We start from the raw sequence: 26,793 nt of genomic DNA, 5'->3' as shown, positions 1-26,793 counted from the left end.
ACGTCCTTGACCTCACCCTTGAGCACACCGGCCTGAAGCGCGGCGCCGACGGCGACGACCTCGTCCGGGTTGACGCCCTTGTTCGGCTCCTTGCCGTCGGTCAGCTCGCGCACCAACTCGGTGACGGCCGGCATCCGGGTCGAGCCACCCACCAGGACCACCTGGTCGACCTCGCCCACCGAGATGCCGGCGTCCTCGATCGCCGCGTGGAACGGCCCGCGACAACGCTCCAGGAGATCGACCGTCAACTGCTGGAACTGGGCGCGGGTGAGCTTCTCGTCCAGGTGCAGCGGGCCCTCCGCCGAGGCCGTGATGTACGGCAGGTTGATCGAGGTCTCCGTCGCGCTGGACAACTCCACCTTGGCCTTCTCCGCGGCCTCGCGCAGCCGCTGGAGGGCCATCTTGTCCTTGGACAGGTCCACCCCGTGGGCGTTCTTGAACCGCTTGACCAGGTGATCCATCACCCGCTGGTCCCAGTCGTCGCCGCCCAGGTGGGTGTCGCCGTGCGTCGCCTTGACCTCCACGACGCCCTCGCCGATCTCCAACAGCGACACGTCGAACGTTCCGCCGCCCAGGTCGAACACCAGGATCATCTGGTCGCGCACTTTGTCCAAGCCGTACGCCAGCGCCGCCGCGGTGGGCTCGTTGACGATGCGCAGTACGTTCAGACCGGCGATCTCCCCGGCCTCCTTGGTCGCCTGGCGCTGCGCGTCGTCGAAGTACGCGGGCACCGTGACGACAGCGTCGGTGACCTTCTCGCCCAGATACGCCTCGGCGTCGCGCTTGAGTTTCTGCAGGACCCGCGCCGAGATCTCCTGCGCCGTGTAGCGCTTGCCGTCGATGTCGCCGACGTCGGGAAAGTGCCACGTGTTGTCGCCCATGTGCCGCTTCACCGAGCGCGCGGTGCGTTCGACGTTGGTCACCGCCTGGCGCTTGGCCACCTCACCGACCAGCACCTCGCCGTTCTTCGCGAACGCCACCACCGACGGCGTCGTCCGCGCTCCTTCCGCGTTCGCGATCACGGTGGGTTCACCGGCCTCCAGAACCGCGACCACCGAATTCGTCGTGCCGAGATCGATACCGACCGGACGTGCCATGAAGACGCTCCTAGAACGTCGAGCGCTCCGGTGGCTCACCCCGCTCCCACGCCCCGGCACCCCGAACGCCGCGACCGCCCCCGACCCACGGGACCGCCACCGGGCTCTCGTGCCTTGCGGCCGTGCGGGTACTACCTCCGGAATATGACCCACACATCCCCATGTCAACCACAACCGGCCCAACCACCCCGCACATCCCACCGACAGTGACCGCAACCACACGTTTCGTCGCCGCGAACTCCGCCCTCCGAGTGGCGAATGCCCTCCCACCCCGGCGGCCGACGACGACCACGAACCATCCACCGGATCGACCCGGACACCGGCGCCGTCGCCGACCTGCTCGACCGTGACCTGCCCTCGTGCACCGAGGCGGAGGGTCCGGCCTTCCTGCCCACCGCCGACGGCGCGGTGCTGCACACCGATGTCGGCGCCCTCGCGCCTGGGGGTCGACTTCCGCCACTACCGGCCCGTCATGGGCCGACCCGCCATCGCGCGGCGCCGGTTCCCGACCACCGGACCGGCGTCGTGACGCGTGCCAGGGCGGGCGGCCAACCTGGTGGTGGACGGTGGCGGGCCTCGACATAATGCAGGGGCAATCTATTGCACGACGGCGACCCGATGCAGGGACGACCTTCGCGTGGGGCGAGGGTCGCGGGCCGATCGCGCGGGCCGGTCCACGGCCCCGGTCGATCGGGCATCGGTCTCATCGACCGTCGTAGGCAAGGAGCGACAATCGTGGTCTTCCCCCTTCCCCGTACGCTCGCGGCCCTGCGGATCGCCCGCGAAGCCGCCCAGATCATCCGCCGTGTCGGGCGGCCTCGGCGGATCCGGCTCAAGTCCTCCGCCGCGGACCTGGTCACCGCGACCGACGTGCGGGTGGAGAAACTGGTCCGGGCCTGGCTGAGCAGCCACTACCCACAGGACGCGGTGGTCGGCGAAGAGGGCGGCGGGTTGGCCGAGTTGGACCTGCGCCGCCCGACCTGGTTCGTGGACCCGCTCGACGGCACCACCAACTTCGCCCACGGACTGCCGCATTACGCGTGCGCCATCGCGTTCTGGGACGGCGAGCGGCTCGCGCTCGGGGTGGTCGCCGACGCGACCCGGCGTCGCACCTACTGGGCCGAGGCCGGCCGCGGCGCGTACGAGGGACGCAAGCGGTTGCACGTGTCGGACACCCGCACGCTGGGTCGCAGCGTGATCGCCACCGGCTTCCCGCCGTCCCGGGCCACCGACCCGGACAACAACCTGGCCGAGTTCCTGTCGGTGGTCAACGACACCCGCGACGTGCGTCGCCTGGGCTGCGCCGGCATCGATCTGTCCTGGGTGGCGGCGAGCCGCCTCGACGCGTACTGGGAGCAGCGCTGCGGGCCGTGGGACTGGGCCCCGGGCGCGATCCTGGTGCGTGAGGCGGGTGGTCGTGCCACCACGTTCGAGGGCGAGGACTGGAAGCCCGGCGACGGGGAGTTGGTGGCCTCCAACGGCGCCATCCACGACCGCCTGCTGCGTTCGTTCGCCCAGGCCAGGGCCGGCGCCGGGCTGCCCAGCCGGCCACTCGCCGCCTGATCGCCGGCACCCGCTGCCCGGCCGACGCGTCGGGCCCGTGATCGGTCGACGACCACCGATCACGGGCCCGCGACGTGCTCAGCCCTTGCGTTCCCGCTCGGCCCGGGCCAGGTCCATCCGCTCGCGCGCCGCGGTCACCTCCGCTCGCGCCGACACCTGCGGCACACCCACCTCCCACCACGCGCCGGCCTCGGTCCAGCGATCGGGCCGGGTGCGGACGACCACCACGGCCGGCCGGCGCGCCGCCCGCGCCGCCGCGTACGCCTTCGTCAACTCCTCGACGGTGTCGGCGGTGAACACCTCGGCGCCCAGGGCCGCGGCGTGCGCGGCGAAGTCGACCCGAACGTCCGCGGCGGCGCCCGGACCCCGGCAATCGGTGATCATGTTGTTGAACGGCGCCGCGCCCTGGCCCTGTTGCAACCGGGCGATCACCGCGTAGCCGCCGTTGTCGCAGACCACCGCGACGAACCGGTGCCCGGACAGAACCGCCGAGTACAGCTCCGAGTTGAGCATCAGGTAGGAGCCGTCACCGAGCAACGTGGTGACCACGCCCGCCGGCCGGGCCATCGCCGCGCCCCACGCCCCGGCGATCTCGTAGCCCATGCAGGAGAATCCGTACTCGACGTCCATCGTCGCCGCCCCGACCTCCCCCGAGGCCCGCCAGCCGCCGACCAGTTCACCGGGCAGCCCGCCGGCCGCGGTGAGGACGTAGTCGTCGGCCCCGGCCAGTGTGTTCACCACGCCGACCACCTGCGCGTACGTCGGCGGCTCGGCCGGGTCGGCGGGCGCCCGCAGCCGGTCGATCGTGGCGTCCCAGGCCCGCCGTTCGCGCTCGGCCCGGGCGGTCCACGCCGGGTCCGCCCGCCATGCGCCCAGCAGTGGGGTGAGTTCGCGCAACGCCTCGCGGGCGTCCCCGGTCACCGGTGCGGCGTGCCGCTTGACCGCGTCGAACCGGGCCGCGTTGATCGAGACCAGGCGTGCGTCGGCGGCGAAGACGCTCCAGGACGCGGTGGTGAAATCCTGGAGACGGGTGCCGACGGCCAGGATCAGGTCGGCGTCGGCGGCGAGCGCGTTGGCCGAGGCCGAACCGGTCACCCCCAACGGTCCGGCGTGCAGCGGGTCCTCGTGCGGCAGCAGGGTGCGCCCGGCGACTGTCTCGGCGAACGGGACACCGTGCGCCCGGGCCAGCCGCAACACCTCGGCCGCCGCGCCGGAGTAGCGCACGCCGCCGCCGACCACCAGCAGCGGACGTTCGGCGCCGCGCAACAGGTCCGCCGCGTGCCGAAGTTCGGTCAGATCCGGGCGCGGCCGCGGGATCCGGTGCAGGCGCGGCTCGAACAGGCTCAGCGGGAAGTCGTACGCCTGCGCCTGCACGTCCTGCGGCAGTGCGAGGGTGACCGGCCCGCAGTCGGCCGGGTCGGTCAGCACCCGGGCCACCTGCGGAAGGGTGGCGATCAACTGTTCGGGGCGGGTGATCCGGTCCCAGTAGCGACTGACCGCGCGGAAGGCGTCGTTGACCGTCGTGCTCGGGTCGTGGAAGTGCTCGACCTGTTGCAACACCGGATCGGGGGCGCGGCTCGCGAACGTGTCGCCGACCAGCAGGAGCAGCGGCAGTCGATTGGCGTGCGCGACGCCCGCCGCGGTGACCATGTTCAGCGCGCCCGGCCCGATCGAGGAGGTCGCGGTGAACACCTGGCGGCGCCGAGTGGCCCGCGCGTACCCGACCGCGGCCAGCGCCATGCCCTGTTCGTTCTGGCCGCGCCAGACCGGCATGCGCTCGCCCGCCTCGTGCAGCGCGTCGCCCAGGCCGAGCACGTTGCCGTGGCCGAAGATGGCGAACACGCCGGGGAACAGTCGCGCCCGGTCGCCGTCGAGGAGTTCGCTCTCCTGCGCCACCATCCAGCGCACCAGGGCCTGGGCCGTGGTCAGCCGTACGGTCGCGCCGGTTGTGGGCGGGCTCATCGGGTTCCTCCGTTCGGCGCGGGCGGCGGGGTCAGCGGGCAGCGGGGGTCGGGCTCGTCCTCGGCCCAACTCTCGCGCATCCAGTGGTGGGCGGGATCGTCGCAGGCGAGCATCGCGCGCTCGTCGGCCGGACCGGCCATCACGTTGAGGTAGTAGAGGTGGTGCCCGGGGGTGGCCACGCACGGGCCGTGGTAGCCGCGTGGGACCAGGAAGACGTCGCCGTCGCGCACGGTCACCGTCTCGTCGATCGTGCCGTCGGTGGTGTAGGTGCGGTGCAGACCGAAGCCGGTGCGGTCGGGTGTGCGCCCGTCCCGCCCGGCCACCCGGAAGAAGTAGATCTCCTCGTTGACGCTCTCGTGCGCGCTCGCGGTGTCGTGCTTGTGCGGCGGATGGGAGGACCAGTTGCCGTCCGGGGTGAGGATCTCGCAGACGATCAGTTTGTCCGCCTCGAACACGTCGGGGGTCATCAGGTTGTTCGCCTGTCGGGTCGCGCGCCCGGTGCCGCGCACCTCGACCGGCACGCCGGCCGCCGGGCCGTACGCCGGATCCAGTCGCCGGGTCGCCCGCGCCGAGGCGAGTGCGAGTTGGCAGCCGTGCGTGCCGGACAGCCGCAGTTCGGCGTCGCGCGGCACGTACGCGAAGTCCGACACGGCGGTGAACACGCTTTCGCGTCCCGCCAGTTCGAACCGCCGACCCTCGGTCTGCACGGTCACGGACCCGGCCAGCGGGATCACCGCGACCTCGTGCTCCCCGGTCGCCAGGACCCGCTCGCCGCCCGGCGGCAGGTGCACCACCCGCAGACCGCTGTAGCGCCATCCGGCGAGTTCGGGGGTGATCAGCAACGGGTCGTCGCCGGCGCCGGCGGTGCCCCAGGGGTGGAACAGGGTCGGGTCGTTCACGCGATCACCTCCACCGCGCGCGGATTCGCCGCGCGCAACACCCGCGCGGCGGCGTCCACCGCTCCGCGCACGTCGCCGTCGGGCGGGTAGAGCAGCGCGCGACCGACCACCAGGCCGCGCACGGCCGGTTGGGCCAGCGCGCGCCCCCACGAGGACAGGTCGGCCTGCGGGTCGGCGGACGGCACGCCGCCCAGCACCACGGTGGGCAGGGTGGTCGCGCCGGCCACCTTGTCCGGTTCCTCGGTCGCGGGCAGCTTGAGCCAGGTGTAGGCGGACGTGGTGCCCAGTGCCGAGGCGACGGTGACCGCGCGGATGTTGGCGGCGGTGCCCCGATCGAGGATCAGTCGCCCGGAGGCGTCGCGCCGGTACGGCAGCGGCTCGACCATCGCGCGGATGCCGTGCTCGGCCAGTTCGCTCACCGCCCGGGCGCAGCCCTCCAGTGTGGGTACCGTGCCGGCGTCCTGGTCCACGATGCGCAGCAACATCTTGCCGCCGTCGAGCCGATGGCGGCGGATGGCGTCCGCGTCGTAGCCGGTGAAGCGGTCGTCGATCTCCCAGGAGGCGCCGGCCAGCCCGCCCCGGTTCATCGAGCCGATCACCACCTTGTCCTCGAGCGCGCCCAGCAGCAGCAGTTCCTCGATCACGTCGGGGGTGCCCAGGACCCCGTCCACGTCGGGGTGTTCGAGCGCGTCGACCAGCCTGCCGAGCAGGTCGCGCCGATCGGCCATGGCGAGCGGATCGGCGCCCACCCCGAGCGAGCCGCGCCCGGGATGGTCGGCGGCGACCAGGAAGAGCGTGCCCCGCGCGGAGAGCAGTCGCGGTCGGCGCCGGCGCTCGGCGTACGCGGCGAACACCGCGTCGGGGCGATTCGCCCGGGTCGCCAGCAGGTTGGTCCAGTCGCGGTCGCTGATCACGTTCGGGTCTCCAGCATCGGGTGGTTCACGAGTTTCTCGATTTCCGCGTCGGTGGGCATCGCGTCGGCGCACGCGAGTCGGCCGGCGACCAGCGCCCCGGCGGCGTTGGCGTACTCGGCGATCCGGGTCGGCTCCCAGCCGGCGAGCAGGCCGTGCACCAGGGCCCCGCCGAAGGCGTCGCCGGCGCCGAGTCCGCACACCACCTCGACCCGGCGCGGGGTGACCGTGGCGCTGCCGTCGGGGGTGGCCACCAGCACGCCGTCGGCGCCCTTCTTGACCAGCACCAGGCGTACGCCCCGGTCGAGCAGCCGCCGGGCCGCCTCGTCCGGGTCGGCGGTGCCCACCGCGACCTCCACCTCGGTGCGATTGCCCACCACCACCGTGGCCTCGTCGACGAGTTCGCCGATCCGGCGGGCGGCGGTCTCCCGATCCGGCCAGAACATCGGCCGATAGTCGAGGTCGAGCACGGTGTGTGTGCGCCTGCCGCGCACGGCGAGCATCCGGCGGTGGGTGCCGCGCGAGGGCTCGGTGCTCACGCCGGTGCCGGTCACCCACAACACCGGCACGTCGCGGACCAGGTCCCACGGCACGTCCTCGTCGGTGAGCGTGAGGTCCGGGGCTACCGGGAGTCGGTAGAACAACAGCGGCGGGTCCTCGGGCGGGTCGAGCGCGCAGAAGACCACCGGGGTGAGCAGCCGTTCGTGCGTGGCCACCCACGCGGGGTCGACGCCGAAGTCGGCCAGCGCGGTGCGCACGAACGTGCCGAAGGGGTCCGGGCCGACCTTGGTCAGTACCGCGGAGCGGCGGCCGAGCCGGGCGGCGGCGACCGCCACGTTGGTGGCGGTGCCGCCGAGCGATCTGGCGAAGCTCTCGACGCGGTCGAGCGGGACGCCGCTCTGCTGCGGATACAGGTCCACGCCCACCCGCCCGACGGTGAGGACCTCGATGCCGGCGCCGGCCGCGGGAGCGGACGCGGGGACTCGCTCGGGCGCCGTCATGTCTTCGCTCCCGCACCCAACTCGTGTGCGAGCGCCTCCAGTTCCGCACCACCCGCCATCTGTCGGGTGAGTTCGGCCAGGGTGATCTCGTCCTTGCCGAAACAACCCTGGCTGCGCCCCCGATTGAGCAGCAGGAAGCGGTCTCCCACCGGGTAGGCGTGGTGCGGGTTGTGCGTGATGAACACGACGCCCAGACCCCGGTCGCGGGCCCGGGCGATGTAGCGCAGCACCACGCCGGCCTGCTTGACGCCGAGCGCGGCGGTCGGCTCGTCGAGGATCAGCACCTTCGCGCCGAAGTGCACGGCCCGCGCGATGGCCACGCACTGGCGCTCGCCGCCGGAGAGCGTACCCACCGGCTGTTCGACGTCCCGCAGGTCGATGCCCATGTCCAGCAGCGCGCGACGGGCGGTGCTTCGGGCCTGTGCGATGTCGAGCCGGGAGAAGGGACCGCGTCCCTTGCGCGGTTCCGAGCCGAGGAAGAAGTTGCGCCACACGCTCATCAGCGGCACCACGGCCAGGTCCTGGTAGACCGTGGCGATGCCCCGATCGAGCGCCTGCCGCGGCGAGGAGAACCGGACCGGCGCGCCCTCCACGAGGTATTCGCCGCTGTCGTTCGCGTGCACGCCGGCCAGGATCTTGATGAAGGTCGACTTGCCCGCGCCGTTGTCGCCCAGGACGCAGGTCACTTCGCCGGCGTCGACCGTGGTGGAGACCCCGTCGAGCGCGATCACACTGCCGAACCGCTTGCCGACACCGCGCAGTTCGAGCAGGTGCGCGCCGGCGGCCCGGGTGCTCGCATCGGCCCGTGTGGCGCCCGCCGCCTCGACGGCGGCCCCGGTCGCGCCCGGCTCCTGTGCCGCGGCGCTCTCGACGGTGGTCTGCTCTTCGGCCGTCCGGCCGGATTCCGGATTCGTCATCGACGGGACCTCTCCGCGCGGCGCCGGAAGGAGTTGTTGACCAGGACGGCCGCCAGCAACATCACGCCCAGGAAGAGCTGGAACCAGTCGCTGTTCCACTTCGCGTAGACGATGCCCTGGCGGGCCATGCCGAAGATCAGCGCACCCACCGCCGCGCCGATCGCCGACCCGTAGCCGCCGGTGAGCAGGCAACCGCCGATCACCGCGGCGATGATGTACTGGAACTCCAGGCCGATGCCCTGATTGGCCTGGACCGAGGTGTAGCGCAGGATGTTGATCGAGCCGACCAGCCAGGCGGCGCCCGCGGTCGTCATGAACAGCACGATCTTGGTGCGGTCGACCGGGACGCCGACGTTGCGCGCGCTGACCGGAGCGCCGCCGACGGAGTAGATCCAGTTGCCGAACCGGGTCCGCGCGAGCACCCAGGTCGCCAGCGCCGCCAGCAGCAGCCACCACAACACCGAGACCTGGATCTCGGTGCCGGCGACGGCCATCGTCGAGGCGAAGAACCGCCCGGCCGACTCGTAGCCGTCGGTGGAGCGCATCCCGCTGACCTGGACGCTGTTGGTCACGTGCCGGGTGACGCCGAGGTTGAGGCCCTGCAGGGCCAGGAACGTGCCCAGCGTGATGATGAAGCTGGGCAGTCCGGTCCGCACCACGAGCCAGCCGTTGAGCGCGCCGACCGCGAGCGCGAACACCAGGGACACCGCGAGCGCGGGCCACACCGACCAGCCCGCCCGGGTCGCCAGCATCGCCGTGATGAGCGCGGTCGAGGCGGTCATCACGCCGGCCGACAGGTCGAACTCGCCGCCGATCATCAGCAGCGCCACGGCCACCGCCATGATGCCCAGCGTGGCCGAGTCGTCCAGCCAGGTCGCCGCCCCGGACGCGGTGAAGAACCCGTCCGCGACGATCGAGAAGAAGCACATCACCAGCACGGCGCCGATCAGCGAGCCCAGCTCGGGCCGGACCAGCAGTCGGTGTACGAGGGTGGCCGGCGCGACCCGTTCGTCCTTGCCGGACGCGGTGGGCGGCACGGCGCCGGGTGCGCTGCCGGGTGCGCCGGGCGCGGGGCCCGCCGCCTCGGACGGCGTCGAGGGTGTCGAGGGACTCATCGTCATCTGGTCCCCCGCTGCGCGTACTCGGCCACCGCGCCGACGTTGTTCTTGTCGACGAATCCGGGACCGGTCAGTACGGGCTTGCCACCGCCGACGGTGTTGGCGTTGTCCCGGTAGAGCTTGATCATCGTCACCGGCAGGTAGCCCTGGAGGTACTGCTGCTGGTCCACCGCGAAGACGATCTTGCCGTCCTTGATCCCGGTGACCACGTCCGGGTTGAGGTCGAAGGTGGCGATCTGCGCCTTGGAGTTCGCGTCGCCCACGGCACCCACCGCGACCGCGGCCACCTGTGGGTTGAGCGCGAGCACGGCGTCGATCGAGGAGTCCGACTGGAGCGCGCCGCGAATGCGGGCCTGGATGTCGGTGGGGTTGCCGATGTCCACCTGGAGGGTCTGCGTCGCACCGCCGAAGCCGGCCTTGGCGCCGTCGCATCTCTGGTTCAGGCCGATGTTGCCCGCCTCGTGGATGACGCACAACATCTTCGTCCGGCCGGCCTGCTTGAGCTTGGCACCGGCCGCCTCACCGGCGATCGACTCGTCCTGGCCGACGTGCGCGATCGCGCCGAACTCGGTGGATTTGGCCTGCCCCGAGTTGATGGTGATCACCGGGATGCCCTTGGCGGTGGCCGCCTTGATCGAATTGGCCAGCGCGTCCGGGTTGGCCATCGAGACCACGATGCCGCCCACCCCCTGGGTGACCGCGTTGTCGATCAACCGGGCCTGACCGGCCGGGTCGCCGTTGCCCTGGTACTGGACGTCCACGCCCAGCTTCTTGCCCGCGTCCTGGGCGCCGTTCTGGACGACGCTCCAGAACGCGTCCCCCGCCGAGCCGTGGGTGATCACGGCCACGGTGTTGTTGCCCTTGGCCGCGGCGGTCGGGGCGCCGTCGGGGGTCTTCTTGGTATCCGGGTCGCTGCCGGACGGGCTGCTGCACGCGGCGAGGACGAGCGCGGAAACGCCCAGGGCGGCGGCGAATCCGAGAGAACGTCGGGGCATCGATTACTCCTCGTCAAGACGGTGGGCGGTCGGGACGAACGGGTCGCGTCGGGAGTCGGTCCGGGATCGGTACGGGTCGGTTCGGCGGGTGGACCGGTGCGGTGGATGCGGCGGGTGGAGGGCTGCTGCGGTAGGGGCGCGGGCGGCGGTTCGCTGGGGATGTCGTACCCAGCCGGGCGGTCGGCAAGGGAGCGACGACCCGCCGGCCTCGCGCGACGTGTGGGGGGCGACCGGCGGCGTCAGTTGCCGCGCAGGTGGGCCAGGCCGCGCGCGGTGTCGTGGCGCGGCAGGTCGGCGTCGGCCGGATCGTCCGTCAGCCGGGTGTCCTGCTCCAGCACGTACCAGCCGCGATACCCGGCCGTCCGCAGCGACGCGACGATCTCGGCGACCGGGACGTCGCCCTCGCCGAGCGGGCGGTACAGGCCCCGCCCGACGGCGTCGGCGTAGGTCAGCGCGCCGGATCGCACCAGCGCGGCGGTGTCCTCGTGCACGTCCTTGAGGTGCACGTGCCCGATGCGTTCGGGGTGCCGATGGACCAGATCGAGCGGGTCGGTCCCGCCGATCAGCAGGTGACCGGTGTCCAGGCACAGCGGCAGTTCGCTGTCCCGCAGGAAACGCTCGACCTCCGCGGCGGTCTCCACGTGCGTGCCGACGTGCGGATGCAGCGTGGCGCGCAGGCCGTACGCCCCGGCGATCCGCGCGACGTGGGCGGCCGTGTCGATCAGGCACCGCCACTGCGCGTCGGACAACTCGGGCCGGGTGTCGTAGCCGTCCAGCCCGGTGGCCGCCGCGAGCACGAGCACCTCGCCACCGGCGGCGGCGATCAACTCGGCCGTACGCTCGGCGCTCGCCGTCGACTCGGCGACGCGGTCCCGGTCGTGCAGCACGAGTGCGGCGAACGAGCCGACCAGGGTGAGGCTGTGGCCTTCCAGGACACCCTTGAGTACCGAGGGGTCGTCCGGGAGGTAGCCGGGTGGGCCGAGTTCGGTGGCGGTCAGGCCGAGGGCGGCCATCTCGCCGAGCACGGTGTCCACGGGCAACATCGGGCCCCAGCCGGGCACCTCGCACACCCCCCAGGTGATCGGCGCACCGGCGAGCCGCGCATCGTGCGAGGCGGGGGCGGACGAGGTGTTCGCGGCGGTCGCGGCCGACGGCGTGGTCGGGTTGGTCATCACGCCACCTCCGAGCCGATCGGTGCGACGGGATCCGCGCTCGCGGCGGCCAGTACGGCGGCCGGGTCGATCGGCCGGCCCGTGCGCCGGGACCGCTCGCATGCGTCGGCGAGCACCAGGCTGCCCAGCGAGTCGCCGATCGGGGACGGGTTGGCCATCCGGCCGGCGACCACCTCGACGAACACCCGCATCTCGTTGCCGTACGCGAGGGCGAAGCGCTCGGGGAAGCCGGGGTAGGCGTCCGGACCGGCCCGCGGGCCGTCCGGCTCGAGCGAGGTCACCGGCGTCCGGGGGTCCAGACCCACCGCGAGCGACTGGGCCGAACCCAGCACCTCGATCCGATGGTCGTAGCCCGCCGGGTCGTGCCGACCGCCGGTGAGCACCGCGTGCGCGCCACTCGCGAAGCGCAGCACCACGACCGCGTTGTCCACGTCGTCGGCCTTCGCGAACGCCTCGTCCACCAGGACCGAGCCGCTGGCGAACACCTCGACGACCGGTTCGCCGAGCAACCACGGCACGGCGTCCAGATCGTGGATGAGCAGGTCGCGGAAGATCCCGCCGGACGCGGGCAGGTAGCCGAAGTCGGGTGGCGCGGCGTCCTGGCCGACCGCGCGGACCAGGTAGGGCGTACCGGTCTCGCCCGCGTCGAGCCGGCGCTTCAACTCCACCACGGCCGGGTCGAAGCGGCGCTGGAAGCCGACCAGGACCGGCACCCCGCTCGCCTCCACGTCGGCGATCAGGGCGATCATCGCGGCGATGTCCGAGGCGATCGGCTTCTCGCACAGGGTCGGGACGCCGGCGGCCACGGTCCGGCGCAACATCTGCGGATGGGTGTCGGTGGGGGTTGCCACCACGACCCCGTCGACCTCGGCGAGCAGGGTTTCCAGGTCGGCGACCGCCTCGGCGCCGAGTTCCCGGGCGAGGGCGTCCGCGCGACCCGGTTGCGGGTCGAACAGGACGAGCTTGTCGACCGTCTCCAGGCTCGTGAGGTTCCGCGCGTGCATCGCGCCGATCCGCCCCACGCCTGCGACTCCGATACGCATCAGATTCATTTCTCCCGTGGACTATGGACAGTGGGCAGCCGGCCGAGAGTGGGCTGCCCGGTCGGTTGTCGGCGGCCGACCGGCGGCCGACCCGTTCGACGAGCGGGATTCCTCGAGCCTTCGGATTGGAGCGCTCCACTTTTGGAGCGCTCCAATCCGAGAACGCCCCAAGACTGATACCCGTCGTCCGAGCGTGTCAAGAGTCACTCGTAACGTTCGCTTAACGCCGCTGAAACCCGTGAATCGATGGGCAATACAGCCACACGGCCGAGCGGTGTGCGCCGCCTGGGCCGGACCGGTGCGGCACCCTTGTGGAGCGCTCCATTCATTGGAGCGCTCCATCCGTGTAACCTCGATGCCACGGCTGTCGGTCGTCGGGTCGTGGTGTCGCCGACGGCCCGGTCGCGCGGGGTCGCCGAGGTGCGGCAGCGCGTGGGGTGGGGTCGCGGAGGTGCGGGTCGCGGATCCACCGGGTCGTCGTACGCCTCGAATCGGCGAACGTCGAACCCCAGGGCCGGCGTTGCGCCGATCATCGCGGTGTCGAACGATCCGACCGACGGCTCCGCATCGGGAGAAAGGTGAGCATCAGTGTCCGGTCCCACCCTCGAGGATGTCGCCGCCCGCGCCGGGGTTTCCCGCTCGCTCGTGTCGCTGGTGATGCGCGACTCGCCCAAGGTCAGCGAGGCCCGCCGGCAGGCCGTCCTGGCCGCCGCCCGCGAGTTGGGCTACCGCCCCAACCTCAACGCCCGCACCCTGGCCACCGGCAGCAGCAGCACGCTGGGCGTGATGATCTCGGATCTGCACAACCCGTACTTCGCCGAGGTGGTCGACGGCGTCGAGGCCGCGGCGCACGCCTGCGGCATGGACATCATCCTGGGCACCGGCGGACGCCGCCCCGCGCACGAACGCCGCAGCCTGGAACGCCTGCTGCAATTCCACCCCGCCGGGCTGGTCCTGCTCGGCCCGGTCGTGGAGACCGCCGCGATCGAGGACGCCGGCGCCCAGGTGCCCACCGTGCTGGTGGCCCGGAGCGTCCGGTCCGCCCGGGTGGACACCGTCAACGACGACGGTGCCACCGGATCGGCCCTGGCCGTCGAACACCTGGCCGCGCTCGGCCATCGCGACATCGTGCACGTGGACGGCGGCGCCGGGTCGCAGGCCGCGGTCCGCCGCCGCGGCTACGAACAGGCCATGGAGCGCCTGGCGTTGCACCGCCACCTGTGCGTCGTGCCGAGCGAATACACCGACACGGGCGGCGCCCGGGCCGCGCGGGCCCTGCTGGAGGGCGACACCCTGCCCACCGCCATCGTCGCCGCCAACGACTTCAACGCGGTGGGCATCATCGGCGAACTGTCCGCGTCCGGCGTGCGGGTGCCCCAGGACGTCTCGGTGGTCGGCTACGACAACACCCACCTCGCCGGCTTGCGACACATCGGCCTGACCACGATCAACCAGCCGCGGGAGGAGATGGGCCGGCTGGCCACCGAGACCCTCCTGCAACGCCTGCGCGGCGAACGCACCAAGGCCGCCCGCCACCTGCTCCACCCGGAACTGGTGATCCGCACCAGCACGGCCCCACCCCGCCACCCCTGACCCGCCCCGGGACCGGCGCCCCACCGATGTCAGCGCGGTTCCGGGCTCCGCGGCTCACCCCCGAGCAGCCACCACCCGCCACCCACACGCGCCGGCCGACCGGCCCGCGGCTACTTCCGCCGTGCCCGAACCGTCGGCCGTTCGTACCCGTGGCGGCACCGGCCGAGCGCGTCGCGGGCACGAACGCCCCCACCGAAAGCCCGGGCAGCCGCGTGCCGTGAGCGCCCGCTCGTGCCGCTCAGGCGTTGATCGGCCCGGTCGCCTCGCTCAGCGACCTGCCGGTGCGCCCGTCGAGGACCGCGAGGATCTCCGCGCACACCGCCAGTGTCGTCTCGACCGGGGTGCGGGCGCCCAACTCGAGGCCGATCGGCCCGTGCACCGACTCCACCTGATCCTCGGGTACGCCCGCGGCCAGGAGCCGTTCGGCCCGCCGCCCCCGGGTGCGACGCGAGCCCACGGGATCAGCGATAGAAGCGCGAAATGCTCCGCAGGGCGCAGGCCGGCTTCGTGCCCCCGTCGATCTCGATGGTTCCGTCCACCGTGATCTGTACGCCGTCGCCGGCCACGGCCTCGACGTCGGCGACCCGGGCGGTCAGCCGGATCCGGGCGCCGGCGGGAACGGGGGCGGGGAAGCGCACCTTGTCGAGGCCGTAGTTGACCTTGGTGGTGACGCCCTCGACCTCCAACAGTTCGCCGAAGGCCGGGATGAACAGCGCCAGCGTGAGATAGCCGTGCGCGATGGGACCGCCGAACGGCCCGGCCGCGGCACGGGCGACGTCCACGTGGATCCATTGGTGGTCGTCGGTGGCGTCGGCGAACGTGTCGATGCGTTCCTGCGTGACGTCGATCCAGGCACTGGCGCCCAGATCCTTGCCTGCCAGGGTGGCGAGTTCGTCGAAGTGCACGGTCAGAGTCACGGATTGCTCCATCGGTTGTCGGGAACCCGGCGAAAGCCGGAGTGCGGATCGGGAGAAGGTGCCGGCGCGAGAGCGCGAACCGGCGGTGCAGGCCCGGCGAACCGCGCCGGAAGATCGGGCGCTTCAGCGGTCCGCCGCAAAGTCGCCCCCGCCGCGCAACTCGGCCTTGAGCACCTTGCCGGCGGCGTTGCGAGGCAACACGGGGAGTACGTGGACGGCCTTGGGCAGCTTGTACCGGGCCAGTCGGCCGTCGAGAAAGCGCAGGATGTCGTCCCCACCGATAGTCGTGCCCGGCCTCAACACCACTGTTGCGTGGGGGACTTCGCCCCAGCGTGCGTCGAGGACACCGTAGACGGCGCACTCGGCGACGTCCGGGTGGCCGGCGATGGCGTTCTCCACCTCGGCGGGGTAGACGTTCTCGCCACCCGAGATGATCATGTCCTTGATCCGGTCGACGATGGTGACGTGGCCGTCCTCGTCGGTACGGGCGGCGTCACCGGTGCGCAACCAGCCGTCGGTGAACGCGTCGGCGCTCTCGCGCGGCAGGCCCCAGTAGCCGGGCATCACGTTGGGGCCGCGCACCACGACCTCGCCGACGTCGCCGGGGGCGGTCTCGGTCAGGTCCGGGCGCACGACGCGCACATCGGTGAAGAAGTGCGGGACACCGGCGGATCCGGCCTTGTCGACGGCGTGTTCGGCGGCCAGGAACAGGGTTCCGGGCGCGGCCTCGGTCATGCCGTAGCCCTGGCAGAAGTTCAGGCCGCGCCGTTGGTAGGCGGTGATGAGCGCCGGGGGCACGGGTGCGCCACCGCAGTTGAGCAACCGCAGCGAGGACAGATCCGCGTCCACCCAGCGCGGCGCGTCGGCCAGTTGCCGGAACATCGCGGGCACGCCGAACATCACGGTCACCCGGTGCCGGGCGATCGCGTCGAACGTGGCGTCCACGTCGAAGCGTTCGGCGAGCACACAGGTGCCTCCCTTGAGCAGCACGGGCAGCGCGAGCATGTTCAGCGCGGCGGTGTGGAACAGCGGCGCGGACACCAACGCGACCTCGTCCGCGGCCAGATCCTGATCGATCAGCACGTTGAAGCTGTTCCAGGTGATGTTGCCGTGGGTGAGCACGGCCCCCTTGGGTCGGCCCGTGGTGCCCGAGGTGTACATGATCATGCACGGGTCGTCCAACGTGCCCGGCGCGTCGTCGAGTTCGGTGTCCATGGCGCTCGGCGGCGAATCCGTCGCCGCCAGTCGGGCGAGCGGCAGCAACGTCGGCGAGCCCGGTGCGGTGGGCAGTTCCTGCACCAGCGCGCCGTGGGTGGGGGCGTGCACGAGCACTCGCGCGCCGCAATCGGCGAGTTGGTAGGCGATCTCCGATGCGGTCAGGCGGGTGTTCAGCGGTACGAACACCGCGCCCAGCCGGCCGGTGGCGAACAGCGTCTCCAGGAACGCCGGGTGATTGGGGCCCAGGTACGCGACACGGTCGCCGGGCCGCACCCCGTGTCGTTCGCGCAGGGCGGCTGCGATCGCGCGGGTACGGGCGTGCAGTCGGGCGTAGCTCTGCCGGACGGGTCGGCCGTCCGGACCCTGGTGGACGAGTGCGATGCGGTCCGGACTCCTGCGGGCGCGGCGCGCGGTCCACGAGCCCAGTCCTTGGTTGCGCGCGGTGTGGCGCACGGTTCCCCCTGAGAGGTGAGGGCCGGTCGGGCGGAGCGGGGCGGTGCCCGACCGGCGATGGGTCAGCCGGACAGACCGAGCAGGCGGGCGGCGTTGTCCTTGAGGATCTTCGGACGGACGTGGTCCTTGATCGGCAGCCGCGCGAAGTCGGCCAGCCAGCGTTCCGGGCTGATCACCGGGTAGTCGGAGCCGAACAGCACCTTGTCCTGGAGCAAGGTGTTGGCGTACTGGACCAGTTGCGCCGGGAAGTACTTCGGCGACCAGCCGGACAGGTCGATGTAGACCCCCGGCTTGTGGGTGGCGACCGACAGTGCCTCGTCCTGCCAGGGGAACGAGGGGTGCGCCAGGATGATCTTCAGGTGCGGGAAGTCGACGGCCACGTCGTCGACATGCATCGGGTTGGAGTACTTGAGCCGGATCCCACCGCCCCCGGGCAGGCCGGCGCCGATGCCGGTCTGGCCGGTGTGGAACAGCGCGATCGCGCCGAGTTCCTCGATCACCTCGTACAGGCCGTACACCATACGGTCGTTGGGGTGGAAGCCCTGGATCGAGGGGTGGAACTTGAAGCCGCGCACGCCGTATTCGGTGATCAGCCGTCGGGCCTCGCGCACCCCGGCGCGGCCGCGGAAGGGGTCGATGGACGCGAACGGGATGAGCACGTCGGCATTGGCGGCCGCGGCTTCCGCGACCTCGTCGTTGGGCACCGGCGCGGTGCCGGTGGCGTGCTCCGCGTCGACGGTGAACACCACCGCCGCCATGCGGCGTTCGCGGTAGTAGGCGGCCATCTCCGGCAGGGTGGGTTTGCGCTTCCCGGCCACCTTGAAGTACGCGGACGAGGCGTCGTGCAGGTCCTCCGCCAGGGACGCGGCACCCCGGGTGGAGACCTCGGCGTGGGTGTGCACGTCGATCGCGGTCAGCGCGTCGAGGTCGAACGTGGGGCGGTAGGGCGTGGTGCTCATCGGGTCGCCCCGTCCGGGACGCGCGGGGCGGGGACCCCGACGGTCTGCGGCTCGCGGCCGGGGCCGGTCGCCCACACGTCGGCGATGCCGTGCGGGCTCCACCCGCCGTCCGCGTAGGCGACGGCGACCTCCTGGGGGTGCGACCACAGGGCCAGCTTGTCGCCGCCGATGCCGATGCACTGGCCGGTGACGGTGCGCGCCGCGTCCGAGACCAGGAACGGCACCAGCACGGCGCAGTCCTCGACGGTGCCGAACCCCTCGCCCTTGCGCAGGAAGTCCGGCAAGGGCACGCCCTCGCGCAGTCCCGCCACGTACGGCGCGAAGGCGGGGATCGACTCGGTCATGGCGGTGGCGGCGATCGGGACGACGGCGTTGACCGTGATCGCGGACCGGGCCAGTTCCATCGACCAGGTGCGCACCATCGCGGCGATGCCGGCCTTGGCGGCGGCGTAGTTGGTCTGGCCGAAGTTGCCGCGCTGGCCCGCCGGGGAACCGACCATCACCAGCGAGCCGCCCTCGCCCTGTTCGCGCAGTTGCCGGGCGGCGGCCCGGGCGCAGGTGAAGGTGCCGCGCAGGTGGACGGCGACGACGTCGTCGAAGTCCTCGTCGCTCATCTTCCAAAGCACCTTGTCGCGCAGGATGCCCGCGTTGGTGACCATCGCGTCCAGGCGCCCGAAGTCGCGCACCGCACGGGCCACCAGTTCGTCGGCGACCTCGGTGGAGTCGACCGGGCCCGGGGCGGCGACGGCGCGGTGGCCGGCGGACACGATCCGCGCCGCGGCGGCCTCGGCGACGGCCGGGTCCAGGTCGTTGACCACGATCGCCGCACCGGCCTCGGCCAGCGCGGACGCGTAGGCCAGGCCCAGACCACGGCCCGCGCCGGTGACGACGGCGACCTTGCCGTGCAGGTCCAGCGGGTTCGATGCGTCCATGCGCACGTCCTTCGGAAATTGCCCGCCCGCCGGTGCCGTCGGGCACCGGGCGTGGGCTCGGGAATGGCGAACGGGAACGGCGGGAGCCTGCCTCGGCGCTCCGCCACATCCCTGAAGTTAGGCACGATTCTCACGCCCGTCAAGATTTTGTTTCACGTTCTGGTGTGGGTCTTGGTACGGTCGACCCGGGCGGGCCGGTCCGCCCGGCCACTCGCGCCGTACGATGCGGCCGCCTCGAACACCGTGCCGCGAAGGCCCCGAGAGTCAGGGAAACCCACACCGCGATGTCGAGCACCACCCCGCCGTCGACCCCGGCGCCCCTCTCCGCCGCGAACGTGCTTCCGGTCGTGTCGCGCCCGCAGGAACTGCTGCTCGCCCTGTTGGCCGGCGTGGTCCTGGACCGGCACACCGAGCCGTTGCCCTCGCGCGTGTTCCTCGACGCGCTGGACCGCCTGGACGTCGCCGCCCCCGCCGCGCGCGCGACCTTGAACCGCATGGTGCACCGCGACCTGCTGCACCGCGGTCGCGACGGCCGCGAAGCCGTCTACACGATCAGTGCGGCCTGCCGGAACGTGCTGCTCCAGGGCAAGGGTCGGGTGTTGTCCCGCACCCCGTTCGAACACCGCGACGATCGGTGGACCCTGCTGTCCTTCTCGCTCCCCGAACCTCACCGGGACCTGCGCCACCAGTTGCGGTCCCGGCTGCAATGGGCGGGATTCGGCTGCGCCCGGGACGGATTGTGGATCGCGCCCGGCACCGTCGACATCACCGAGGCCCTGGACGGCCTGGACCTGCCCGACGCGGAGGACTCCTTCCTCGACGCGTTCGCCGCCCAACCGCTGCCGCCCACACGGATGCACCGCCTGGTCCGCCGCGCCTGGGACTTGGACGCGCTACGCGCCGCCCACGAGGCATTCCTCGCGCGTTGGGAACGACACGATCCAAACACCGGCGACCCGCTGCCGCTGCTGGCCTCGGTGCTGGCCGACTGGATCCACCTGCTGCGCACCGACCCGGGCCTGCCGGCCACGCACCTGGGGCCCGACTGGCCCGCCGCCCGCTCGGCCGCCGCCTTCCACGCACTGCACGACCGCTGCGAACAACCCGCCCGCGACGCCTTCGACGCGTCCCTGCGCCCACCACGCACCACCGCGACGAACTGAGCCGGACCGCCGCCCGGGCCGCCGAGCGGGGAAGGCCACCGGGGGGGCGACCGAGGAGGCGACCGGCTACGGCTTGCGGGCGATCCCGCCCAGCAACAGCGTGCCGGACACCGGCAGCGGGTCGGGAACCTTCTCCTCCGGACGCCACAACGGGAGGTTGACCAGGCCGGGTTCGACCAGGTCCAAGCCGTCGAAGAAGCCGGCGATCTCCTCCCGGGACCGGAACCGCCCGGTGTTGTGCGCGCCGTGCAGCACCTCCTCGATCACCGCGGCCTCCGGCGTGCCGTTGGCCCAGAAGTGGGTCAGGAACAGGTAGCTGCCGGACGGGAGTTGGTCCAGATACGCGCGGACGATGCCGGCCGGGTCCTCGTCGTCCTCCAGGTGATGCACGATGGCGACCATCAACAGGCCCACCGGGCGGTCGAGGTCGATGAGTTCGCGGACGGCCGGAAGCGCGAGCACCGCCTTGGGGTCACGCGCGTCGGCCGTGACCACGCGGGTGCGCGAGTTCTCCGCGAGCAGAGCCCGTCCGTGCGCGAGCACGATCGGGTCGATGTCGACGTAGACGACCGACGAGAGCGGTTGGTGGCGCTGCGCGATCTGGTGCGTGTTCTCCGCCGACGGCAGGCCCGAACCCAGGTCGAGGAACTGGTCGATGCCCTGTTCGACCAGGAAACGCACGCCGCGCGCGAGGATCGCCCGGTTCGACAACGCGCACTCGCGGGCTCCGGGCACCGCGCTCAGCAAACGGTCGGCCACGGCCCGGTCCGCGGCGAAGTTGTCCTTGCCGCCGAGCGCCGCGTCGTACACCCGCGCAATGCTGGGCACGCTCACGTCGACTCCGCGCGCGCCCCACTCCCGCCGACTTTCGCCCTGCTCACGCACAGATCCCCCAGGTCGCCGAGCGGCGTCGAAATGTCGCGCCGATCCTAGCCGCCGGGACGCGCGGAGATAGCGAACTCCGTTATGCGGAAGGGAAGTCGCCGCTACGGGGTGGGCGCACCAAGGCGAGCGCCTCGACCTCCAGGAGCAGTTCGGGCCGGGACAACGCGACCACCCGGACCGTCGAACCGGCCGGTTCGTGCTCGGGATCGACGAACTCGTCCCAGGCCGCGCCGATGCTCGTCAAATACGCGATATCGGTGGTGAAATGGGTGAGTTTGACGACATCGTCGAAGGTCGCGCCCACCGCCGCGAGACACCGCCGCAGGTTCGTGAACACCTGCCGCGCCTGGGCGTCCGGATCCCCCACGCCGACCGTTTCGCCGCGTTCATCGGTCGCCACCTGCCCGGAGATCACGACCAGCCGACCGGAACCGGTCACCACCTGGCTGTAGCCCTGCGCGGGCGATACGCCCACGGGCGAGGAAATTCGCGTGAGCCGCCGGTTCTTCGTCATGGCGACATCCTCATCCGCCCGAACCCCATGGCACCAACGCATGTTGTGCAGGTCACCCATGCTCGACTCGCATGCCTGGACATTCGCGACCGAACACCATCCGCCCACCATTCTCCAGGCAAGGCGTGGGAATCCCGATATGCGGCACACCATCAATTACTATTATGCGATCCGCCTTGGTGATTCCTCCTCTCGGCAATGCCGCACGAAACGCCGATCGCGCGCGAAGGGTACCGGGCGCGGGGAACATCACCCGGAAACCTCCGGGCTCCCGCGCCGGGAAATCTTTGCGGAACCGGTCGAGGTTTATGACGTCTTCCGCATTGCTCGACCCACTGCAAGTCCTTTCTCGACGAAATCGCTGCTCGGGCCCGATCGGTGGCCGCGAATGCGAGCCGGTCGACCCGACGAAGCATCCGCATCACGCTCGAAATCCACCCGTATGGTCGCCCTCCGAATGGTGCGGATGCGGCGAATTCAGTGATCCGTGACGTGTTCGCGACACGCCCCGCCGTAAGGCAGGAAATGCCGACGTGGCCTGCGAAAACGTCATCGGTCGTTGATATCGGAGACGCGACTTGTCTAGCGTCTGCGCCAAGTGCAGACCGCACCCCCGTTTTCGCCGTGCAGTCACGGCCGAACTCGCGACCTGGTCGCGAGGTGGAGGCACCGAAACGCTCATCACCAGCGATCGGGCGTTTCGGATGATCGGGACGGATTCCTCGTGGATCGCCGCCGGTCGAGCCCCGCAGGGGAATTCCGAAGGGAATCCATGCTTTCTCACAGCACTTCGCACCGGGACGAATCGCTTCGAGCCTGCGGCCGACGTCGCCTGCGAGACTCGGCCGTCGTCGGTGTCGTCGCGACCTCCCTCCTGGGCTTCGCGACGGTGACCCAGGCCCGAGCCGCGGACGACGCCACCTGGGACCGGGTCGCGCAATGCGAGAGCGGCGGCAACTGGTCCACCGACACCGGTAACGGGTACCACGGTGGGCTGCAGTTCAAGGAGAGCACATGGAAAGCCAACGGCGGCAAGGGCAGGGCGCAGGACGCGCCCAAGGCCGAGCAGATCCGCGTCGCCGAGAACGTCCTGCGGTCACAGGGAGCGGGCGCCTGGCCCGTGTGCTCCCGAAAAGCCGGCTTGACCGGGGCCGAGGCGCCTCGACGCGCCGAACGCTCCACGGCCGATCGCCGCCGGCGCGCCGCCAAGGCCACGGCGCCGGCCGGGTCGACCACCGATCGCGGAAGCGAACTCGCCACCTCCCCCGCGCCGTTCCCGGCGTCCGGGGATAGCGGGGAGATTCTCGTCCGGCCCGGCGACACGCTCAGCGGCATCGCCGCGGCGCACAACCTGCCGGGCGGCTGGCCGGCCCTGTACGGCAAGAACCGCGCGACCGTGGGCCCGGACCCGGACCTGATCCGCCCCGGGCAACGCCTGTCGCTCGGCTGAACCCGCCACACCGCCGCACCGCCGACCCGTCGCGCAGGGGTTGCGCGACGGATCGGCGGCGGTGGGACCCACGATCACGGCGGCGTGTACCGAACCGCGGGCGTTCGGGCGTGATCCAGACGGCGTCGCCGACCCCGACGACGCCTACATCGGGGTGACGTACGCCCCGGCGATGCCACCGTCCACCAGGAACTCGGCGGCGTTGACGAACGACGAGTCGTCGCTGGCCAGGAACGCGACCGCGGCGGCGAGTTCCTCGGGTTCGGCGAAGCGGCCGACCGGAATGTGCACGAGTCGACGGGCCGCGCGCTCGGGGTCCTTGGCGAACAGCTCCTTCAGCAGCGGGGTGTTCACCGGGCCCGGGCACAGCGCGTTGACCCTGATGCCCTCGCGGGCGAACTGCACGCCCAACTCCCGCGACATCGCGAGCACGCCGCCCTTGGACGCGGTGTAGGAGATCTGCGAGGTGGCCGCGCCCATCCGGGCCACGAACGACGCGGTGTTGATGATCGAGCCCTTGCCCTGGCGCTGCATGTACGGCAACGCGGCCTTGCAGCACAGGAACACCGACGTGAGGTTGACCTCCTGGACCCGACGCCACGCGTCCAGGCCGGTGGTCAGGATCGAATCGTCGTCGGGCGGCGAGATGCCCGCGTTGTTGAACGCGACGTCGACCGAGCCGTAGGTGTCGAACGCGGTCTTGAACAGGGCCTCGACCTGCTCGGCGTCGGTGACGTCGACGCGCACGAAGAGTCCGCCCACCTCGGCGGCGGCGGCCTTGCCGGAGGCCTCGTCGATGTCGGCGCACACCACGTTCGCGCCTTCGGAGGCCAGCCGCCGGGCCGAGGCCAGGCCGATACCGCTGCCGGCACCCGTGACGACGGCGGTACGGCCGACCAGGCGGCGGCACACGGGGGTCTGCTCGGTCACTTGACGCTCCTCGATGCTGATGGAGTCGATACCGAAGGGCTCGGTGTCGACGAAATCGGTGTCTGTGAATCGGTGTCGGTGAAGTCGGCGTCCGGAAATCGATGTGCTACGACATCGATACCCCCGATGACCCCGGAGCCGACGGACCGCTCGGTCGAACCGCTCGATGCCGACGGGCACGTACGACTCGGTGCCGAACGGCACCGACTACTGTTGGGTGCCCAACGGCACTTGCTACTCGGTGCTGATGAACACGTTCTTGACCTCGGTGAAGGCCGCCAACGCGTCCGGCCCCAACTCCCGGCCCAGCCCGGACTGTCCGAACCCGCCGAACGGCGTCGAATAGCGCACACTGCTGTGCGAGTTGACGGACAGGTTCCCGGCCCGCACACCCCGCGAGACACGCAGCGCGCGGCCCACGTCCCGGGTCCACAACGAGCCGGACAGGCCGTACGCGGTGGCGTTGGCCAAGCGGATCGCGTCCGCCTCGTCGTCGAACGGCAGGACCACCGCAACCGGGCCGAAGATCTCCTCGACCGCCGCGCGGTCGTCGGCGGACTCGGGAGTGAGCACCGTCGCCGGGTACCAGAAGCCCTTGCCCTCGGGAACCTCGCCGCGGATCGCGGCGGGCGCGTCCTGCGGTACGTACGAGCGCACCCGCTCGCGATGCGCGGCGGAGATGAGCGGACCCATCTGCGTCTCGGGGTCGCCCGGGTCGCCGACCCTGAAGGCCCGGACCGCCGGTTCGAGCAGGTCCATGAACCGGTGGTAGATCTCGCGCTGCACCAGAATGCGGGTGCGGGCGCAGCAGTCCTGCCCGGTGTTGTCCAGGAACCCGCCCGGGGCGGCGGCCGCGGCGGCCTCGATGTCGGCGTCGGCGAAGACGATGTTCGGGCTCTTGCCACCGAGTTCGAGAGTCACCCGCTTCACACCGGCCGCGCACCTGGCCATGATGTCCTTGCCGACCGCGGTGGAGCCGGTGAAGACCACCTTGGCCACGCCCGGGTGCTCCACCAGGGCCCGGCCGGCCACCGGCCCGGCGCCCGGCAACACCTGGAACAGGCCCTCGGGCAACCCCGCGACCAGGGCCAGTTCGGCCAGCCGCAGAGCGGTCAGCGGCGTGGTCTCGGCCGGCTTGAGCAACACCGCGTTGCCGGCCGCGAGCGCGGGCGCCAGGCCCCAGGCGGCGATCGGCATCGGGAAGTTCCAGGGAGCGATCACCGCGACCACGCCGAGCGGTTCGTGGAAGGTCACGTCCAGGCCGCCGGCCACCGGGATCTGTCGGCCGTTCAGCCGTTCCGCGCCGCCCGCGGCGTAGTCGAGCAGGTCGCGGACGTTGCCCGCCTCCCAGCGGGCATTGCCGATCGGGTGGCCGGCCTCGCGGACCTCGAGCCGGGCGAGTTCCTCGAGGTGCTCGTCCACCACGACGGCGAATCGGCGCAGCAGCCGGGCCCGGTCGCCGGGAGCCTGGGCCGCCCAGTGCGCGGCGGCCCGGGTGGCCCGGAGCACCGCCACGTCGACGTCGGCCGCCGAACTCGCCCGGATGGTCGCGATGATCTCCTCGGTGGCGGGGTCGAGGATGGCGTGCTCGTGCGGACCGTCCGACTCGGGTCGGTGCGGCTGTTCGTGGTGCTGGGACAACGCTCTGATCCTCACATGCGCTCGAAGGAGCGGAACCGCTCCCAGTCGGTGACTGCCGTGTCGTACGCGTCCTGCTCGACCTGCGCCATGTGCAGGTAGTGGGCCACCACGTCCGCGCCGAAGGCGTCCTGGGCGATCTTCGAACCGGCCCACAGCTCGGCGGCCTCGCGCAGCGTGCCGGGCACGTGCGGCGCGTCGCCGGCGTACGCGTTGCCCGTGCACGCCTCGCCCGGTTCGAGCTCGTGCTCGATCCCGTACAGACCGGCCGCGATCATGCCGGCGACCGCGAGGTAGGGGTTCACGTCGCCGCCGGGAAGGCGGTTCTCGAAGCGGTGCGAGTGCCCGTGGCCGACCACCCGCAACGCACAGGTGCGGTTGTCCGGGCCCCACGCGACCGCGGTGGGCGCGAACGAGCCGGGCCGAAAACGTTTGTACGAGTTGATGTTGGGCGCGTACAGCAGGGTGAACTCGCGCATCGCGGCCAGTTGTCCGGCCAGGAAGTGCCGCATCGTCTTCGACATCCCGTACGCGCCGCCGTCGTCGGCCAGCACCGGCCGGCCGTCGCTGTCGCGCAGGGACAGGTGGATGTGGCACGAGTTGCCCTCGCGCTCGTCGTACTTGGCCATGAAGGTGAGCGACATGCCCTCCTGCGCGGCGATCTCCTTGGCCCCGGTCTTGTAGACGCTGTGCTGGTCGCACGTGGTCAGCGCGTGGTCGAAGCGGAAGGCGATCTCGTGCTGACCGAAGTTGCACTCGCCCTTGGCGGACTCCACCGTCATCCCGGCCGCGCCCATCTCGTTGCGGATGCGGCGCAGCAGCGGTTCGACCCGGCCGGTGCCCAGGATCGAGTAGTCGACGTTGTACTGGTTGGCCGGTGTCATGCCGCGGTACGCGCGGTCCCAACCGGCCTCGTAGGTGTCCTTGAAGACGATGAACTCGAGTTCGGTGCCCGCGTGCGCGGTCCAGCCGTGCTCGGCGAGTCGGTCGAGTTGGCGGCGCAGGATCTGTCGCGGCGACGCCACGACCGGGGAGCCGTCGTGCCACAGCAGGTCCGCGTTGACGTGTGCGGTGCCCGGGTGCCACGGCGTGCGACGCAGGGTGGCCAGGTCGGGACGCATCACGAAGTCACCGTAGCCGCGTTCCCAGGACGACATCGCGTACCCGGCCACGGTGTTCATGTCCGTGTCCACCGCGAGCAGGTAGTTGCAGCCCTCGGTGCCGTGGGCGAGCGTGTCGTCGAGGAAGAAACGGGCGGCGAATCGCTTGCCCTGAAGCCTGCCCTGCATGTCGGTGAAGGCCAGGACTACCGTGTCGATCTCCCCGGCGTCGACGAGTGCTCGCAGCTCGTCGACGGACAGCGGGGGCGTTCGGTCTGCCAAGGGAATGCCTCCTGTCGGTCCAACCGGAAGCCATAAGGTATGGCGGAGAACCATTGATTGGGAAGAGCCGGAGGGGAGGGA

General features: G+C 71.6%; 24 protein-coding genes. 4 read left to right on the top strand and 20 right to left on the bottom strand.

All coding sequences use genetic code 11. The features are described 5' to 3' along the window. On the bottom strand, nucleotides 1–1,097 hold a 1,097-nt coding region (locus tag ACZ4FV_RS25355), incomplete at its 3' end, for an Hsp70 family protein (protein WP_402240307.1). 735 nt (nucleotides 1,098–1,832) lie between these two features. On the opposite strand from ACZ4FV_RS25355, the gene ACZ4FV_RS25350 reads away from it, so the two are divergent. Further along, entirely contained in the window at nucleotides 1,833–2,660 is an 828-nt protein-coding gene (locus ACZ4FV_RS25350) for an inositol monophosphatase family protein (RefSeq protein WP_395873214.1), read from the top strand. 78 nt (nucleotides 2,661–2,738) lie between these two features. Here ACZ4FV_RS25350 and iolD read toward each other — a convergent pair whose 3' ends face one another. The 9 genes from iolD to ACZ4FV_RS25305 form a co-directional block, all read right to left on the bottom strand. Then, on the bottom strand, nucleotides 2,739–4,622 hold the full coding sequence (gene iolD, locus ACZ4FV_RS25345; protein WP_395873213.1) for a 3D-(3,5/4)-trihydroxycyclohexane-1,2-dione acylhydrolase (decyclizing): 1,884 nt from the start codon (nucleotides 4,620–4,622) through the stop codon (nucleotides 2,739–2,741). Then, nucleotides 4,619–5,521 (bottom strand): 5-deoxy-glucuronate isomerase, encoded by a 903-nt coding sequence (gene iolB, locus ACZ4FV_RS25340; protein ID WP_402240310.1) that lies wholly within the window; start codon nucleotides 5,519–5,521, stop codon nucleotides 4,619–4,621. The genes iolD and iolB overlap by 4 nt, the downstream gene beginning before the upstream one ends. Beyond that, nucleotides 5,518–6,435, bottom strand: coding sequence for a Cgl0159 family (beta/alpha)8-fold protein (locus tag ACZ4FV_RS25335; protein ID WP_395873211.1), 918 nt, complete (start codon nucleotides 6,433–6,435; stop codon nucleotides 5,518–5,520). The genes iolB and ACZ4FV_RS25335 overlap by 4 nt, the downstream gene beginning before the upstream one ends. Beyond that, nucleotides 6,432–7,433, bottom strand: a complete 1,002-nt coding sequence (iolC, locus tag ACZ4FV_RS25330) for a 5-dehydro-2-deoxygluconokinase (protein ID WP_395873210.1) — start codon at nucleotides 7,431–7,433, stop codon at nucleotides 6,432–6,434. The genes ACZ4FV_RS25335 and iolC overlap by 4 nt, the downstream gene beginning before the upstream one ends. Then, a complete protein-coding gene (locus ACZ4FV_RS25325) occupies nucleotides 7,430–8,350 on the bottom strand; it encodes an ATP-binding cassette domain-containing protein (RefSeq protein ID WP_395873209.1) in 921 nt (306 codons plus the stop codon). Before ACZ4FV_RS25325 ends, iolC begins: the two co-directional genes overlap by 4 nt. Then, complete coding sequence (locus ACZ4FV_RS25320) at nucleotides 8,347–9,471, bottom strand: ABC transporter permease (RefSeq protein WP_395873208.1); 1,125 nt, start codon at nucleotides 9,469–9,471, stop codon at nucleotides 8,347–8,349. Before ACZ4FV_RS25320 ends, ACZ4FV_RS25325 begins: the two co-directional genes overlap by 4 nt. Next, nucleotides 9,468–10,463 carry a sugar ABC transporter substrate-binding protein gene (locus tag ACZ4FV_RS25315; protein WP_395873207.1) on the bottom strand — a complete coding sequence of 332 codons (996 nt, stop codon included), beginning with the start codon at nucleotides 10,461–10,463 and terminating at the stop codon, nucleotides 9,468–9,470. Before ACZ4FV_RS25315 ends, ACZ4FV_RS25320 begins: the two co-directional genes overlap by 4 nt. 239 nt (nucleotides 10,464–10,702) lie before the next feature. Continuing rightward, complete coding sequence (locus ACZ4FV_RS25310) at nucleotides 10,703–11,635, bottom strand: TIM barrel protein (RefSeq protein ID WP_395873206.1); 933 nt, start codon at nucleotides 11,633–11,635, stop codon at nucleotides 10,703–10,705. Continuing rightward, nucleotides 11,635–12,678, bottom strand: a complete 1,044-nt coding sequence (locus tag ACZ4FV_RS25305; protein ID WP_395873205.1) for a Gfo/Idh/MocA family protein — start codon at nucleotides 12,676–12,678, stop codon at nucleotides 11,635–11,637. The genes ACZ4FV_RS25310 and ACZ4FV_RS25305 overlap by 1 nt, the downstream gene beginning before the upstream one ends. A gap of 588 nt (nucleotides 12,679–13,266) precedes the next feature. Between ACZ4FV_RS25305 and ACZ4FV_RS25300 the strand changes: the two genes are divergently transcribed. Beyond that, complete coding sequence (locus ACZ4FV_RS25300; RefSeq protein ID WP_395873204.1) at nucleotides 13,267–14,271, top strand: LacI family DNA-binding transcriptional regulator; 1,005 nt, start codon at nucleotides 13,267–13,269, stop codon at nucleotides 14,269–14,271. A 238-nt stretch (nucleotides 14,272–14,509) separates the two neighbouring features. Here ACZ4FV_RS25300 and ACZ4FV_RS25295 read toward each other — a convergent pair whose 3' ends face one another. The 5 genes from ACZ4FV_RS25295 to ACZ4FV_RS25275 all read right to left on the bottom strand — a co-directional run bounded on the left by ACZ4FV_RS25295 (nucleotide 14,510) and on the right by ACZ4FV_RS25275 (nucleotide 18,750). Continuing rightward, entirely contained in the window at nucleotides 14,510–14,728 is a 219-nt protein-coding gene (locus ACZ4FV_RS25295; protein ID WP_395873203.1) for an XdhC family protein, read from the bottom strand. 4 nt (nucleotides 14,729–14,732) lie between these two features. Next, nucleotides 14,733–15,188 carry a MaoC family dehydratase gene (locus tag ACZ4FV_RS25290; protein WP_395873202.1) on the bottom strand — a complete coding sequence of 152 codons (456 nt, stop codon included), beginning with the start codon at nucleotides 15,186–15,188 and terminating at the stop codon, nucleotides 14,733–14,735. A gap of 123 nt (nucleotides 15,189–15,311) precedes the next feature. After that, a complete protein-coding gene (locus ACZ4FV_RS25285) occupies nucleotides 15,312–16,859 on the bottom strand; it encodes an acyl-CoA synthetase (RefSeq protein WP_465323289.1) in 1,548 nt (515 codons plus the stop codon). A gap of 62 nt (nucleotides 16,860–16,921) precedes the next feature. Further along, on the bottom strand, nucleotides 16,922–17,818 hold the full coding sequence (locus tag ACZ4FV_RS25280) for an amidohydrolase family protein (protein ID WP_395873200.1): 897 nt from the start codon (nucleotides 17,816–17,818) through the stop codon (nucleotides 16,922–16,924). Beyond that, the gene (locus ACZ4FV_RS25275; protein WP_395873199.1) at nucleotides 17,815–18,750 is read right to left on the bottom strand and encodes an SDR family NAD(P)-dependent oxidoreductase; all 936 of its coding nucleotides are present in this window, start codon (nucleotides 18,748–18,750) and stop codon (nucleotides 17,815–17,817) included. The genes ACZ4FV_RS25280 and ACZ4FV_RS25275 overlap by 4 nt, the downstream gene beginning before the upstream one ends. A gap of 284 nt (nucleotides 18,751–19,034) precedes the next feature. On the opposite strand from ACZ4FV_RS25275, the gene ACZ4FV_RS25270 reads away from it, so the two are divergent. Further along, nucleotides 19,035–19,913 carry a PaaX family transcriptional regulator gene (locus ACZ4FV_RS25270; protein ID WP_402240319.1) on the top strand — a complete coding sequence of 293 codons (879 nt, stop codon included), beginning with the start codon at nucleotides 19,035–19,037 and terminating at the stop codon, nucleotides 19,911–19,913. Nucleotides 19,914–19,979: 66 nt separating this feature from the next. Here the strand turns inward: ACZ4FV_RS25270 and ACZ4FV_RS25265 are convergent, their stop codons facing one another. Beyond that, nucleotides 19,980–20,798: an SAM-dependent methyltransferase gene (locus tag ACZ4FV_RS25265; RefSeq protein ID WP_395873197.1), complete on the bottom strand. Its 819-nt coding sequence runs from the start codon at nucleotides 20,796–20,798 to the stop codon at nucleotides 19,980–19,982. Between the two features lie 79 nt (nucleotides 20,799–20,877). Next, the gene (locus ACZ4FV_RS25260; protein WP_402240322.1) at nucleotides 20,878–21,312 is read right to left on the bottom strand and encodes a RidA family protein; all 435 of its coding nucleotides are present in this window, start codon (nucleotides 21,310–21,312) and stop codon (nucleotides 20,878–20,880) included. 772 nt (nucleotides 21,313–22,084) lie between these two features. On the opposite strand from ACZ4FV_RS25260, the gene ACZ4FV_RS25255 reads away from it, so the two are divergent. Next, nucleotides 22,085–22,762 (top strand): transglycosylase family protein, encoded by a 678-nt coding sequence (locus tag ACZ4FV_RS25255; protein WP_402240323.1) that lies wholly within the window; start codon nucleotides 22,085–22,087, stop codon nucleotides 22,760–22,762. 144 nt (nucleotides 22,763–22,906) lie between these two features. On the opposite strand, the gene ACZ4FV_RS25250 is transcribed toward ACZ4FV_RS25255, so the two are convergent. The 3 genes from ACZ4FV_RS25250 to ACZ4FV_RS25240 all read right to left on the bottom strand — a co-directional run bounded on the left by ACZ4FV_RS25250 (nucleotide 22,907) and on the right by ACZ4FV_RS25240 (nucleotide 26,712). Further along, nucleotides 22,907–23,692 carry a 3-oxoacyl-ACP reductase gene (locus ACZ4FV_RS25250; RefSeq protein WP_395873194.1) on the bottom strand — a complete coding sequence of 262 codons (786 nt, stop codon included), beginning with the start codon at nucleotides 23,690–23,692 and terminating at the stop codon, nucleotides 22,907–22,909. Between the two features lie 234 nt (nucleotides 23,693–23,926). Further along, on the bottom strand, nucleotides 23,927–25,333 hold the full coding sequence (locus ACZ4FV_RS25245) for an aldehyde dehydrogenase family protein (RefSeq protein WP_395873193.1): 1,407 nt from the start codon (nucleotides 25,331–25,333) through the stop codon (nucleotides 23,927–23,929). Between the two features lie 11 nt (nucleotides 25,334–25,344). Next, a complete protein-coding gene (locus ACZ4FV_RS25240; protein WP_402240326.1) occupies nucleotides 25,345–26,712 on the bottom strand; it encodes a glutamine synthetase family protein in 1,368 nt (455 codons plus the stop codon). Between the last annotated feature and the right edge of the window lie 81 nt (nucleotides 26,713–26,793).

The organism is Embleya sp. NPDC025285, assembly GCF_055558835.1.
Note: the sequence above shows the minus strand (reverse complement) of the source record. Positions and strands in the feature narration are given on the sequence as shown.

What these genes read in the sequence shown, in the direction of transcription:
- iolD (WP_395873213.1), bottom strand. Translation starts at nt 4,622, where the DNA reads ATGAGCCCGCCCACAACCGGCGCGACCGTACGGCTGACCACGGCCCAG.
- iolC (WP_395873210.1), bottom strand. Translation starts at nt 7,433, where the DNA reads ATGACGGCGCCCGAGCGAGTCCCCGCGTCCGCTCCCGCGGCCGGCGCC.
- ACZ4FV_RS25325 (WP_395873209.1), bottom strand. Translation starts at nt 8,350, where the DNA reads ATGACGAATCCGGAATCCGGCCGGACGGCCGAAGAGCAGACCACCGTC.
- ACZ4FV_RS25320 (WP_395873208.1), bottom strand. Translation starts at nt 9,471, where the DNA reads ATGACGATGAGTCCCTCGACACCCTCGACGCCGTCCGAGGCGGCGGGC.
- ACZ4FV_RS25315 (WP_395873207.1), bottom strand. Translation starts at nt 10,463, where the DNA reads ATGCCCCGACGTTCTCTCGGATTCGCCGCCGCCCTGGGCGTTTCCGCG.
- ACZ4FV_RS25310 (WP_395873206.1), bottom strand. Translation starts at nt 11,635, where the DNA reads ATGACCAACCCGACCACGCCGTCGGCCGCGACCGCCGCGAACACCTCG.
- ACZ4FV_RS25305 (WP_395873205.1), bottom strand. Translation starts at nt 12,678, where the DNA reads ATGCGTATCGGAGTCGCAGGCGTGGGGCGGATCGGCGCGATGCACGCG.
- ACZ4FV_RS25280 (WP_395873200.1), bottom strand. Translation starts at nt 17,818, where the DNA reads ATGAGCACCACGCCCTACCGCCCCACGTTCGACCTCGACGCGCTGACC.
- ACZ4FV_RS25275 (WP_395873199.1), bottom strand. Translation starts at nt 18,750, where the DNA reads ATGGACGCATCGAACCCGCTGGACCTGCACGGCAAGGTCGCCGTCGTC.
- ACZ4FV_RS25270 (WP_402240319.1), top strand. Translation starts at nt 19,035, where the DNA reads ATGTCGAGCACCACCCCGCCGTCGACCCCGGCGCCCCTCTCCGCCGCG.
- ACZ4FV_RS25260 (WP_402240322.1), bottom strand. Translation starts at nt 21,312, where the DNA reads ATGACGAAGAACCGGCGGCTCACGCGAATTTCCTCGCCCGTGGGCGTA.
- ACZ4FV_RS25255 (WP_402240323.1), top strand. Translation starts at nt 22,085, where the DNA reads ATGCTTTCTCACAGCACTTCGCACCGGGACGAATCGCTTCGAGCCTGC.